The sequence below is a fragment of the Isoptericola sp. NPDC057391 genome, from assembly GCF_042668085.1.
Classification (GTDB): Bacteria; Actinomycetota; Actinomycetes; order Actinomycetales; family Cellulomonadaceae; genus Isoptericola.
The window spans coordinates 13,965-26,702 of sequence record NZ_JBHVBO010000019.1; the positions used below are offsets into that span (position 1 = coordinate 13,965).

Annotated in this window: 13 protein-coding genes; all 13 read right to left on the reverse strand. The window is 74.0% G+C overall.

The window, feature by feature from the left end:
* Positions 1-55: 55 nt before the first annotated feature.
* Positions 56-922 (reverse strand): orotidine-5'-phosphate decarboxylase, encoded by an 867-nt coding sequence (gene pyrF, locus ACFUVW_RS04745; RefSeq protein WP_430570203.1) that lies wholly within the window; start codon positions 920-922, stop codon positions 56-58.
* Positions 919-4,290, reverse strand: a complete 3,372-nt coding sequence (carB, locus tag ACFUVW_RS04750; protein ID WP_430570204.1) for a carbamoyl-phosphate synthase large subunit — start codon at positions 4,288-4,290, stop codon at positions 919-921. The genes pyrF and carB overlap by 4 nt, the downstream gene beginning before the upstream one ends.
* Positions 4,290-5,561 (reverse strand): glutamine-hydrolyzing carbamoyl-phosphate synthase small subunit, encoded by a 1,272-nt coding sequence (gene carA / locus ACFUVW_RS04755; RefSeq protein WP_430570227.1) that lies wholly within the window; start codon positions 5,559-5,561, stop codon positions 4,290-4,292. Before carA ends, carB begins: the two co-directional genes overlap by 1 nt.
* Positions 5,562-5,596: 35 nt before the next feature.
* Positions 5,597-6,139: a hypothetical protein gene (locus tag ACFUVW_RS04760; RefSeq protein ID WP_430570205.1), complete on the reverse strand. Its 543-nt coding sequence runs from the start codon at positions 6,137-6,139 to the stop codon at positions 5,597-5,599.
* On the reverse strand, positions 6,136-7,482 hold the full coding sequence (locus ACFUVW_RS04765; RefSeq protein ID WP_430570206.1) for a dihydroorotase: 1,347 nt from the start codon (positions 7,480-7,482) through the stop codon (positions 6,136-6,138). Before ACFUVW_RS04765 ends, ACFUVW_RS04760 begins: the two co-directional genes overlap by 4 nt.
* Positions 7,479-8,537, reverse strand: a complete 1,059-nt coding sequence (locus ACFUVW_RS04770; RefSeq protein WP_430570207.1) for an aspartate carbamoyltransferase catalytic subunit — start codon at positions 8,535-8,537, stop codon at positions 7,479-7,481. The genes ACFUVW_RS04765 and ACFUVW_RS04770 overlap by 4 nt, the downstream gene beginning before the upstream one ends.
* Positions 8,534-9,157, reverse strand: coding sequence for a bifunctional pyr operon transcriptional regulator/uracil phosphoribosyltransferase PyrR (gene pyrR, locus ACFUVW_RS04775; RefSeq protein ID WP_430570228.1), 624 nt, complete (start codon positions 9,155-9,157; stop codon positions 8,534-8,536). Before pyrR ends, ACFUVW_RS04770 begins: the two co-directional genes overlap by 4 nt.
* Positions 9,158-9,381: 224 nt before the next feature.
* Positions 9,382-9,798 (reverse strand): transcription antitermination factor NusB, encoded by a 417-nt coding sequence (gene nusB, locus ACFUVW_RS04780; RefSeq protein ID WP_429763561.1) that lies wholly within the window; start codon positions 9,796-9,798, stop codon positions 9,382-9,384.
* Between the two features lie 15 nt (positions 9,799-9,813).
* Positions 9,814-10,377 carry an elongation factor P gene (gene efp, locus ACFUVW_RS04785; RefSeq protein WP_430570208.1) on the reverse strand — a complete coding sequence of 188 codons (564 nt, stop codon included), beginning with the start codon at positions 10,375-10,377 and terminating at the stop codon, positions 9,814-9,816.
* 95 nt (positions 10,378-10,472) lie between these two features.
* The gene (locus tag ACFUVW_RS04790) at positions 10,473-10,850 is read right to left on the reverse strand and encodes a hypothetical protein (protein WP_430570209.1); all 378 of its coding nucleotides are present in this window, start codon (positions 10,848-10,850) and stop codon (positions 10,473-10,475) included.
* On the reverse strand, positions 10,847-11,575 hold the full coding sequence (locus tag ACFUVW_RS04795) for a hypothetical protein (RefSeq protein WP_430570210.1): 729 nt from the start codon (positions 11,573-11,575) through the stop codon (positions 10,847-10,849). The genes ACFUVW_RS04790 and ACFUVW_RS04795 overlap by 4 nt, the downstream gene beginning before the upstream one ends.
* Before the next feature lie 84 nt (positions 11,576-11,659).
* A complete protein-coding gene (locus ACFUVW_RS04800; protein WP_430570211.1) occupies positions 11,660-12,106 on the reverse strand; it encodes a type II 3-dehydroquinate dehydratase in 447 nt (148 codons plus the stop codon).
* Positions 12,107-12,188: 82 nt separating this feature from the next.
* A complete protein-coding gene (gene soxR / locus ACFUVW_RS04805) occupies positions 12,189-12,668 on the reverse strand; it encodes a redox-sensitive transcriptional activator SoxR (protein WP_430570212.1) in 480 nt (159 codons plus the stop codon).
* Positions 12,669-12,738: the final 70 nt, after the last annotated feature.

Consider the following 12,738-nt stretch of genomic DNA (forward strand, 5'->3'; position numbering starts at 1 on the left):
CCCGGAAGTCTCCATAGGGGGCGGGCCCGTCGTCCGCTCCGAGAGCGCCGCGGCGTCAGGGACGCAGCGCGGCCCGCGCGTCCGCGACGGCGGTCGCCGCGGCGGCGCGCAGCCCCTCGGCGTCGGGCCCCGCGGCGAGGACGCCCCGGGACGACGACGCGAGCACCTGCCGTCGGGCGTCCCCGAACGCCGAGGCGAGCTCCCGCTCCCCCGCGCCCTGTGCGCCCACGCCGGGCGCCAGCAGCGGACCGCGCACCGCCACGAGGTCCGTCCCGGTCTCCCGGGCGGCGTCGCCGACGGTGGCGCCCACGACGAGGCCGACCGAGCCCATCGGCAGCCCCTCGGCGACGGCACCGGCGTTCAGCGCCGCCGCCTGGGCGGCGACCGACGCCGCCACGCTCGCGCCGTCGGGCCCGACGGCGTGCTGCACCTCGTGGCCCTCCGGGTTGGAGGTGAGGCACAGCACGAAGATCCCGCGCCCGGTGCGGGCGGCCAGCTCGGCGGCCGGCGCCAGCGACCCGAAGCCGAGGTAGGGCGACACCGTCACGGCGTCCCCGGCGAGCGGCGAGCCGTCCGCCAGGAAGGCGTCCGCGTACGCGCCCATGGTCGAGCCGATGTCGCCGCGCTTCGCGTCGACGATCGTCAGCGTCCCGACGGCCCGCGACGCGGCGATCACGTCCTCCAGCGCCGCGACGCCGGCCGAGCCGTGCCGCTCGAAGAACGCGGCCTGCGGCTTGAGGGCCGCGACCCGCCCGCCGAGCGCGTCCACGACGCGCAGCCCGAACTCGCGGACGCCGGCGGCGTCGTCGGCCAGCCCCCAGGCCGCGAGCAGCGACGCGTGCGGGTCGATGCCCACGCACAGCGGCCCGTGCGCGTCCATCGCCGCGGCGAGGCGGGCACCGAAGGGCGCCGCCCCGCTCACGCCGGCACCCCCGCCGCCGCGCCCGCACCGAGCCGCTCGCGCGTCGCCGCCGTGTGCTCCTGCAGGCTCGCGACGTCGAACGGGCCGCCGCGCACCGCCTCGATGCCCTGCACCGCCGCGGCGAGCTGGTCCACCGTGGTGATCATCGGCTTGTCGGCCGCCGTGGTGGCCGCGCGGATCTCGTAGCCGTCGGCGCGCGCGCCCTGGCCGGACGGCGAGTTGACCACGAGGTCCACGTCGCCGTCGGTGATGAGGTCGACGATCGTCGGCTCGCCGTCGGCGCCGCGGCCCTCGGAGAACTTCCGCACCACCGTGCTGCCGATGCCGTTGCGGCGCAGCACCTGCGCCGTGCCGGCCGTGGCGAGCACCTCGAAGCCCAGCTCCGCGAGCCGCTTCACCGGGAAGATGATCGAGCGCTTGTCGCGGTCGGCGACCGACACGAACACCCGGCCCGCGGTCGGCAGCCCGCCGAACGCGGCGGCCTGCGACTTCGCGAACGCGTGCGGGAAGTCCTTGTCGAAGCCCATGACCTCGCCGGTGGAGCGCATCTCCGGGCCGAGCACCGTGTCGACGACCTGACCCTCGGCGGTGCGGAACCGCTTGAAGGGCAGCACGGCCTCCTTGACGGCCAGCGGCGCGCCCAGGTCGAGGGTGCCGCCGTCGCCCTCGGGCAGGACGCCCGCCGCGCGCAGCTCGGCGATCGACTCGCCAACCATGACCCGGGCCGCGGCCTTGGCCATCGAGGTACCCGTCGCCTTGGACACGAAGGGCACGGTGCGCGACGCGCGCGGGTTCGCCTCGAGCACGTACAGGACGTCCGAGACGAGCGCGTACTGCACGTTGAGCAGGCCCCGCACGCCGACGCCCTTCGCGATCGCCTCGGTGGAGCGACGGATGCGCTCGACCTCCGCGGCCGACAGCGAGACCGGCGGCAGCACGCAGGCCGAGTCGCCCGAGTGGATGCCGGCCTCCTCGATGTGCTCCATGACGCCGCCGAGGAACATCTCCTCGCCGTCGTACAGGGCGTCGACGTCGATCTCCATCGCGTCGTCGAGGAAGCGGTCGATGAGCAGCGGCGCGGGCAGCAGGCCGCCCGCGGTGCGCTCGTCCGCCGCAGCCGCCTCGAGCGCGCGCTCGACGTACTCGGTGAGCTGCTCGGCGGAGTAGACGATCTCCATGCCGCGACCGCCCAGCACGTACGACGGGCGCACCAGCACCGGGTAGCCGATCGTCTCGGCCACCTCGCGGGCCTGGCCCAGCGAGCGGGCCGTGCCGAACGCCGGCGCGGGCAGGCCGGCGTCGAGCAGGACCTGGCCGAAGATGCCGCGGTCCTCCGCGGCGTCGATGGCCTCCGGCGAGGTGCCGAGGATCGGCACGCCCGCGTCGGCGAGGCGCTGCGCGAGAGCGAGCGGCGTCTGCCCGCCGAGCTGCACGATGACGCCCTTGACGGGGCCCGCGGCGAGCTCGGCCTCGTAGACCTCGAGGACGTCCTCGAACGTGAGGGGCTCGAAGTACAGCCGGTCGGAGGTGTCGTAGTCCGTCGAGACGGTCTCCGGGTTGCAGTTGACCATGACGGTCTCGTACCGCTCCGACAGGGTCAGGGCCGCGTGCACGCACGAGTAGTCGAACTCGATGCCCTGGCCGATCCGGTTCGGGCCCGACCCCAGGATGATGACGGCCTCGCGCTCGCGGGGCGCCACCTCGGTCTCCTCGTCGTAGGACGAGTAGTGGTACGGCGTGCGGGCCGCGAACTCCGCGGCGCAGGTGTCGACCGTCTTGTAGACCGGGCGGACGCCGAGGGCGCGCCGCACCTCGCGGACGGTGGCCTCCCCCGCCGGGCCCATGCCGCGCAGCCGCGCGACCTGCACGTCGGACAGGCCGTGCCGCTTGGCGCGGCGCAGCACCTCCTCGGTGAGCGTGGGGCTCGCGGCGACCTCGGCGGCGACCTCGTTCATCAGCAGGATCTGGTCGAGGAACCAGGGGTCGATCTTGGTCGCGTCGAACACGGCCTCGAGGGTGGTGTGCCCGGCGACGACGGCGCGCAGGGCCTGCTGGACGCCGACCATGCGGTGCTCGGTGGGGCGCACGATCTCGGCGAGCAGCTGGTCGAGCTCCGCGCCCGACGGCGCGGCGCCGTCCCAGTGGAACGCGACGCCGCCCTTGTCGATCGAGCGGAGGGCCTTGCCGAGCGCCTCGGTGAAGTTGCGGCCGAGGGCCATGGCCTCGCCCACCGACTTCATGGTCGTGGTGAGCGTCGGGTCGGCGGCGGGGAACTTCTCGAACGCGAACCGCGGGACCTTGACGACCACGTAGTCGAGCGTGGGCTCGAAGCTGGCCGGCGTGACGCGCGTGATGTCGTTGGGGATCTCGTCGAGCGTGTACCCCACGGCGAGCTTCGCCGCGATCTTCGCGATCGGGAAGCCGGTCGCCTTCGACGCGAGGGCCGAGGAGCGCGACACGCGCGGGTTCATCTCGATGACGATGACGCGCCCCGTGTCGGGGTCGACGGCGAACTGGATGTTGCAGCCGCCGGTGTCGACGCCGACCTCGCGGATGACGGCGATGCCGATGTCGCGCAGCTTCTGGTACTCGCGGTCGGTGAGCGTCATCGCGGGGGCGACGGTCACCGAGTCGCCGGTGTGCACGCCGACCGGGTCGACGTTCTCGATCGAGCAGACGACCACGACGTTGTCGTCCTTGTCGCGCATGAGCTCGAGCTCGTACTCCTTCCAGCCGAGGATGGACTCCTCCAGGAGCACCTCGGTGGTCGGCGAGTAGTGCAGGCCCTGCCCGACGATGCGGCGCAGCTCCCGCTCGTCGTACGCGAAGCCGGAGCCGAGGCCGCCCATCGTGAACGACGGGCGCACGACCATCGGGTAGCCGAGGTCGGCGGCCGCGGCGACGGCCTCCTCCACGGTGTGCACGATCACGGAGCGGGCGGACTCGCCGCCGCACTTCTCGACGACGTCCTTGAACTGCTGGCGGTCCTCGCCCTTCTGGATGGCGGGGATGTTCGCGCCGATGAGCTCGACGTCGTACTGCTCCAGGACGCCGGCCTCGTCGAGGGCGATGGCGGCGTTGAGCGCCGTCTGGCCGCCCAGGGTGGGCAGGAGGGCGTCGGGGCGCTCCTTGGCGATGATCGAGGTGAGCACCTCGGTGGTGATCGGCTCGACGTACGTGGCGTCGGCGAACTCCGGGTCGGTCATGATCGTGGCCGGGTTCGAGTTCACGAGGACGACGCGCAGGCCCTCCTCCTTGAGCACGCGGCAGGCCTGCGTGCCGGAGTAGTCGAACTCGCAGGCCTGGCCGATGACGATCGGGCCGGAGCCGATGACCAGGACGGAGGAGAGGTCGGAACGGCGGGGCATCAGTTCTCCTTCAGCGCGGCCAGCGTGGCGGCGGGGACGGTCACGGGCTCGCGGGTGGTCATGAGCTCGACGAAGCGGTCGAAGAGGTAGGCGCTGTCGTGCGGGCCGGCGGCGGCCTCGGGGTGGTACTGCACCGAGAAGGCGGGCACGTCCAGCGCCGTCAGGCCCTCGACCACCTGGTCGTTGAGGCCGACGTGGGACACGATGACCCGCCCGTAGGCGCGGCCGTCGGTGCGCTCGGCGTCGTGCGGCGCCGTGGAGACGGCGTCGAGCGGCGCGTCGACGGCGAAGCCGTGGTTGTGCGCCGTGACCTCGACCTTGCCCGTGGTGCGGTCCATGACCGGCTGGTTGATGCCGCGGTGGCCGTACCCGAGCTTGTAGGTGCCGTACCCCAGGGCGCGGCCCAGCAGCTGGTTGCCGAAGCAGATGCCGAAGAACGGGATGCCGCGGTCCAGCACGCCGCGCAGCAGCTCGATCTCGTGCGTGGCCGACGACGGGTCGCCGGGGCCGTTGGAGAAGAACACGCCGGTGGGCGAGCCGTCGGTGGGCAGCAGCGCCTCGACGTCGGCGATCGTGGCCGACTGGGGCACGACGTGGACGCGCACGCCCCGCTGCGCGAGACGCGCCGGGGTCATGGCCTTGATCCCCAGGTCGACGGCGACGACGGTCGCGAGGGGCGCCTGCCCGGCGAACTCGCCCGACGGCTCGACGACGTACGCCTGCTCGGTCGTCACCTCCGGGGAGAGGTTGGCGCCCGCCATCTGCGGGGAGGCCTGCACCTCGGCGACCAGCTCCGGGACGGACCGCTCGACGAGCGTGCCGCCGGCGACCTCGCGCACCAGCGCGTCGCCGGAGAAGATCCCGGCGCGCATGACGCCCAGCTCGCGCAGGTGGCGCGTGAGCTTGCGGGTGTCGACGTCGCTGATGCCCACGACGCCCTGGGCGGCGAGCTCCTCCTCGAGAGAGCGGTCCGCGCGCCAGGAGGACACGCGGCGGGCCGGGTCGCGCAGCACGTAGCCGGCGACCCAGATCTTGCCGGACTCCGGGTCCTCGTCGTTGATGCCGGTGTTCCCGACGTGCGGGGCCGTCATGACGACGATCTGCCGGTGGTAGGACGGGTCGGTGAGCGTCTCCTGGTAGCCGGTCATGCCGGTGGAGAAGACGATCTCGCCGAAGGTCGCGCCGCGCGCGCCGTAGGCGCGGCCGCGGGCGACGGTGCCGTCCTCGAGGACGAGGAGGGCCGCGTGCGGCGCGGGTGCGGGGCTCGGCACGGAGCTCGGTGCAGGGCTGGTCAGGGAGCTGGAGGTCACTGCTCGTCCTTCGGTGCGGGGGCTGAGGTCATGAGGTGGCGCACGGCGTCGACCAGGCGGGAGCGGTCGGGCTCGTGGCGCGTGCGCAGGCCCGTGTCGAGGGCGACGGCGGGCACGCCGCCGGCCTCCGGGTCCTCCCAGGTGACGACGACCAGGCCGTCGGCGCCGACGTACTTGCCGGCCATGCCCGGGGCGAGCCCGACGCCGCGCAGGGCGCCGACCGGCGCGAACACGTCCGGGGCACCGTCGCGCTCGACCAGGACGCCGGCGTCGTGCACCGACACGCGGGCGGTGGAGCGGTCGCCGAGGTGGTGGGCTCCGACGCGGGCCAGCCAGTCCCCCGCGAGGGTCGAGGAGACGTACGTGGCCTCGAGGGGGCCGAGGCGCAGCGCGCCGAGGTCCTCGGGCACGGCCGGCGGCACGGGCACCGTGTCCCGGGTGCGGGCGGCGAGCCGGCGCCGGCCCGTGAGGATCACGAGCAGCAGCAGGACGCCGACCACGACCCAGATCCCGACGGCGACGGGCATCGGGAGGTTCATCGTGCGCCTCCCCGCTGGACGGCGGGCGCAGCGGCGGGCTCGACGGGCGCGCCGTCCAGCACCGTGGCGCGGCCGCGCAGGAACGTCGCCACCACGCGGCCGGGCAGCTCGCGCCCCGCGAAGGGGGTGTTGCCGCTCGCGGTGGCCTGGGCGGCGCCGTCGACGGTCCGCGTGGCGGCCGGGTCCACCAGGGTGAGGTTGGCGGGCTCGCCGACCTCGACCGGTCGGCCGTGGTCGGTGACCCGGCCGATCCGGGCCGGGTTGGTGGACAGCACGCGGGCGACGTCGGCCCAGGTCAGTCGGCCGGTGTCGACCATGGTCTGCTGCACGACCGACAGGGCCGTCTCGAGCCCGGTCATGCCGAACGCCGCGGCGCCCCACTCGCAGTCCTTGTCCTCGCGGGTGTGCGGGGCGTGGTCCGTGGCGACGATGTCGATGGTGCCGTCGGCGAGGCCGGCGCGCACCGCCTCGACGTCCTCGGCGGTGCGCAGCGGCGGGTTCACCTTGTACGTCGGGTCGTAGGTGCGGGCGAGCTCGTCCGTGAGGACCAGGTGGTGCGGCGTCACCTCGGCGGTGACGTCGATGCCGCGGCCCTTGGCCCACCGGACGATCTCGACCGAGCCGGCGGTCGACAGGTGGCACACGTGCAGGCGCGAGCCGACGTGCTCGGCGAGCAGCACGTCGCGGGCGATGATCGCCTCCTCCGCGACCGCGGGCCAGCCGGCGAGCCCGATCTCCGCGGACACGACGCCCTCGTTCATCTGGGCGCCCTCGGTGAGGCGCGGCTCCTGCGCGTGCTGCGCGACGACGCCGTCGAACGCCTTGACGTACTCCAGCGCGCGGCGCATGAGGATCGGGTCGTGCACGCACTTGCCGTCGTCGGAGAAGACCCGGACGCGGGCGGCGGAGTCGGCCATCGCGCCGAGCTCCGCGAGGCGCTCGCCGCCGAGGCCCACGGTGACGGCCCCGACCGGGTGCACGTCGACCCAGCCGGCCTCCTGGCCCAGGCGCCACACCTGCTCGACCACGCCGGCGGTGTCCGCCACCGGCGACGTGTTCGCCATGGCGTGCACGGCGGTGAAGCCGCCCGCCGCAGCGGCACGGGTGCCGGACGCGACCGTCTCGGCGTCCTCGCGGCCCGGCTCGCGCAGGTGGGTGTGCAGGTCGACCAGGCCGGGCAGCAGCACGTGCCCGTCGGCCGCGATCTCGACGACGTCGTCGCCGGCGGGCACGTCAGCGGCGCCGGGGGCCGCGACCTGGGCGATCACGCCGCCGGAGAGGACGACGTCGGCGGGCTCGCCGCCGAGGGGACGGGCCCCGCGCAGCACATAGGTCGTGGTCACAGGGCGGTCCCTTCGGTGGCGGGTGAGACAGGGGCGGGCGCAGAGGCCGGCGCCGGGGCTGGCGCAGAGGCGGACGAAGCGGTGCCCGACAGCAGCAGGTAGAGCGAGGCCATGCGCACGGCCACGCCGTTGGCGACCTGCTCCACGATGACGGCACGCTCCGAGTCGGCCGCCTCGGCGGAGATCTCCAGCCCGCGGTTCATCGGGCCGGGGTGCATGACGATCGAGTGCGCGGGCAGCAGCGCGAGGCGGCGGCCGTCGAGGCCGAAGTAGCGGGTGTACTCCAGCGGGCTCGGGAAGAACGCGCCCGCTCCCCCTGACATCCGCTCGCGCTGCACGCGCAGCATCATCACGGCGTCCGGCTGCCAGTCGGCGAGCGTGGCGTCCAGGTCGTAGGACGTGCGGCACGGCCAGGTCTCGACCCCGACCGGCAGCAGCGTGGGCGGCGAGACCAGCGTCACCTCGGCGCCCAGCGTGCGCAGCAGCCACACGTTGGCCCGCGCGACGCGCGAGTGCAGGACGTCGCCGACGATCGCGACCTTGACGCCCGCGAGGTCCGCGCCGACGCCGTCGTCCCCGCCGCGGCGCAGGCCCACGCCGTGCCCGCCGAGATGGCGGCGGATCGTGTACGCGTCGAGCAGCGCCTGCGTGGGGTGCATGTGCGTGCCGTCGCCGGCGTTGAGCACGGCCGCGTCGAGCCAGCCGGCGTGCGCGAGCTGGTACGGCGCGCCCGAGGCCCAGTGCCGGACCACCACGGCGTCGGCACCCATCGCGTGCAGCGTGAGCGCCGTGTCCTTGAGGGACTCGCCCTTGGAGACGCTCGACCCCTTGGCCGAGAAGTTGATGACGTCCGCGGACAGCCGCTTGGCTGCCGTCTCGAACGAGATGCGGGTGCGGGTGGAGTCCTCGAAGAAGAGGTTCACCACGGTGCGGCCGCGCAGCGTCGGCAGCTTCTTGATCTCGCGGGACTGCGTGGCGGCCATCTGCGCGGCGGTGTCGAGGAGCTCGATCGCCTCGTCCTTGGCGAGGTCGGCGGTGGAGAGCAGGTGCCTCATCGCTCGTCCCCCTCGCCGGCCTGGTGGGTCGGGGTCGCGGCGCCGGGCTCGCGCCCGCTGATCACCACGGCGTCGGAGCCGTCCACCTCCGCGAGCAGGACGCGCACCCGCTCCGTCTGGGCCGTGGGGAGGTTCTTGCCCACGAAGTCGGGGCGGATCGGCAGCTCGCGGTGACCCCGGTCGACGAGGCAGGCGAGGCGGACGGCCTGCGGGCGGCCGAGGTCGCCGATGGCGTCGAGCGCGGCGCGGATCGTGCGGCCGGAGAAGAGCACGTCGTCGACGAGGACGACCGTCTTGCCCTCGATCCCCGCAGCGGGCAGGCGGGTGACGCCGACCGCGCGGGTGGGCTGGCGGCGCAGGTCGTCGCGGTACATCGTGACGTCCAGCTCGCCGAGGTCGCGCTCCGGGTCGAAACCGGGGTCGATGCTCGCGAGGCGCTGCGCGAGGCGGGCGGCGAGGGTGACGCCGCGGGTCGGGATGCCGAGCAGGACGACGTCCTGGGCCCCCTTGGCGCGCTCGACGATCTCGTGCGCGATGCGGGTGAGGGCGCGGGCGACGTCGCTCGCGCCGAGCACGACGGTCCCCTCGGGGACGTCGCGCGGTTCGGGTGTTCCGGGCATGCCGGTGCCAGCAGTCACTGGCGACCTCCTTCTCCGCCTCACGGGACGGGGTTAAAGGGTGTCGTTCTGACGGCCTCCACCCTATCCCGTCGCCCCCGCGCCGACGGTGAGCGTGCCCACGATGCGGGCGCGTCCTGCGTCACACCCGACCGGTCGCGGGGAGCACGAAGGGCGGGAACCCTGGTCAGGATTCCCGCCCTTCGTCCGCGCACCCCAGGGTGCGGTCAGATCAACAGCGTCGGCTTGATGTCGACGAGCCGGCCCAGCAGCCCGTTGACGAACGACGGCGAGTCGTCCGTCGAGAGCTGCCCGGCGAGGTCGACCGCCTCGTCCACGGCGACGGCGTCGGGGACGTCGTCGTTGTACAGCAGCTCCCAGGTGCCGATCCGCAGCAGCGCGCGGTCGACCGCGGGCATGCGCTCCACGGTCCACCCCTGCGAGTAGGTGGCCAGCAGCTCGTCGATGCGCTCGCGGTGGGCGGCGACGCCCTCCACGAGGTCGACCGTGTACTGCGGCACGGCGGCCTCGGTGTGCGGCTCGATCACCCGGTCCGCGACGAGCACCTGCGGGTCGATCCCGCGCTGCTCCGCCTCGAAGAGGATGTCGACGGCACGCTTGCGCGCCTTGGTGCGTGCACCCATGTCAGCGGGCGCCCGTCAGTCGTTCACGCGGCCCAGGTACGACCCGTCACGCGTGTCGACCTTGACCTTGGTGCCCTGCTCGAGGAACAGCGGGACCTGGATCTCCGCGCCCGTCTCGAGCGTGGCGGGCTTGGTGCCGCCGGTGGACCGGTCGCCCTGCAGGCCCGGCTCCGTGTAGGTGATCTCCAGGACCACGGACGACGGGAGCTCGACGTACAGCGGGGTGCCGTCGTTGGAGGCGACCATGATGTTCATGCCCTCGAGCATGTAGTTCGCCGCGTCGCCGACGGTGGCGCCGGGCACGGTGATCTGGTCGTAGGTGTCGGTGTCCATGAAGACGTAGTCGGCGCCGTCCATGTACAGGTACTGGAAGTCGCGGCGGTCCACGTTCGCGGTCTCGATCTTGATGCCCGCGTTGAAGGTCTTGTCGACCGTCTTGCCCGACACGACGTTCTTCATCTTGGTGCGGACGAACGCGCCACCCTTGCCCGGCTTGACGTGCTGGAACTCGATGATCGTCCAGAGCTGACCGTCGATGCGGAGCACGGTGCCGTTCTTGATGTCGTTGGAGGTAGCCACGTTTCTTGTTCGTCCTCAGGTTCGGGGTGCGGTCGGGTGCTGAGCGGAGGTCGTGCGGAAGTCGGCGTGCGGGGCCGCAGAGGGCCCGGAACATTCTACAGCGCGACCAGCAGCACGTGGCCCGCGAGGCCCAGGGCCGCCGACCACGCGAGCGACGCCAGCGTGCCGACCACGAACCGCTCGCTCGCGACGGGGTGCTCGCGCAGCTCGGGGAACCGGCCGAGCCCCTTGACCGCGACGACGACCGCCACGCCCTCCGGGTAGCCGGCGAGCAGCGAGCCGGTGACGCACAACCGCTCGAGCAGGCCGATCCAGGTGCCGCCGCGCAGCACGGCCACCGCCTCCGCCGCCACCTGCGGCTCCCGCTCGGCGTGCCGGAGCACCCACGGCACGAGCCAGGCACCGCCGCCCACGCTCGCGGCCAGGCCCACCAGCCACACCGCGACGTCCGCCGCCACCGCTCCGAAGCTCACCGTGCGTGCCCCTCCCCTGTTTCGTCGTCGCGGGCGCCGTGCGCGTCGTCGCCCGGGTCCTCGTCGCTCGGGTCCTCGTCGCCCGGGTCGGCGCCCGCCGCCCGCAGCAGGCGCGCCGCCAGCGGCCGGGCCGCCGCGTCCTCGGCCCAGAGCGCGGCACGCAGCCGCTGGCTCACGGCCTGCTCGCTGACGCCCAACGCCGCCGCGGACGCCCGCTGCGGCGCCGGGCCGCGCTGCGCGACGAGCGTATCGACCGCCTCCCACCCTGCCGCGGAGCGCCGCGCGACGACGGCCCCCAGCAGGTGCAGGAGCGCCTGCGCGTCGGCGGTGACGGTCGCGCGCGGCTCCTCCTGGGGGCCCACCACGGCCAGGGGCACGCTGCCCCGACCGCGCCGCTTCGCGCGGTCGACAGCCGCTCGGGCCCGCACGAACGCCGCGCCGGAGGCCGCTCTCGACTCCGTCGGCAGCGGGCGGTCGACGGCGCCGAGCCCGATGCCCACGGACCACCCGCCGTCGCGCACCAGGTCGAGGACGACGTCGACGGCCAGTGCCGCGCCGTCCTCGTCCGCGGCGAGCGCGCCCTGGAGCTCGTCCCCGACCGTGCGGTCGAAGGGCAGCACGACCCCCGGCCGTCCTCGCACCCGCGCCGCGACGAGCGTCAGGGCCTCGGGCACGCAGTCACCGGCACCCGTGCTGCCCCGCTGGTCCGCGGTCACGACGATCATGACTTCAGGCTAGAGCCTTGTCCCGCTTCGCTCAAGGGTGCAGGCCTGATCTGCCTCAAGCCTGCACCGTGGATCTGCTGTGCTTCAGGACTGGAGCTTGTGCGCCAGGGCGTCGAGCGCCAGCCGGTAGGAGTCGAAGCCGAAGCCTGCGATCGTCCCCGTCGCGATCCCGGCCACGACGGAGTAGTGCCGGAACGACTCGCGCGAGGCGGGGTTCGACAGGTGCACCTCGACGAGCAGCAGGCCGGACGACGTCACCTGGGCGGCGGCGTCCCGCAGCGCGTAGCTGTAGTGCGTGAACGCGGCGGGGTTGAGCACCACGTGCGCGCGGGCGTCCACGGCCTCGTGCAGCCAGCCCACGAGCTCCGACTCGTCGTCGGTCTGGCGCACGTCGACCGTGACGCCCAGCTCGCTCCCCCAGACGGCGGACTCCCGCTCGAGGTCGGCCATGGACGCGTGGCCGTAGATCTCGGGCTCGCGCACGCCGAGCCGACCGAGGTTGGGACCGTTGAGGACGAGGACGTGAGTCATGGCCCGAGGGTACGGGGACGTCCGGGCCGGCGTCCCGGCCGTCCGCGTGAGTGCGTCCGTCAGAGCCGACCCGCCGGTCGGATCAGTCCGGGTCGTCGACGAGCAGCCGGCGCGGGCCGGGGCCGTCGTCGCCGAGCGCGTCGTGCGGGTTGGCCAGCACGCAGCGGCTCAGCGACAGGCACCCGCACCCGATGCAGTCGGTGAGGTCGTCGCGCAGGCGCTCGAGCTGCTCGATCCGCGCGTCGAGGTCGGCGCGCCACGCCGTGGACAGACGCTCCCAGTCGCGGACGTTCGGCGCGCGGTCGGCGGGCAGGGTCTCGAGCGCCTCGGCGATGCGCGCCAGAGGGATGCCGACCCGCTGGGAGACCCGGATGAACGAGACCCGGCGCAGGACGTCGCGCCGGTAGCGGCGCTGGTTGCCCGCCGTGCGGCGGCTGGCGATGAGCCCGCGGCGCTCGTAGAAGTGCAGGGCGGAGACGGCGACGCCGCTGCGCGCGGCCACCTCCCCGACGGTCAGCTCGACGTGGTCCCACGGGACCCTCTCGGTGGCCTGCTCCGGCACGATCCGTGTCCTTCCCCGCGCGGCGGCCTCCCGACCCTTGACCTCAACCATAGTTCAGGTCACAGCATGA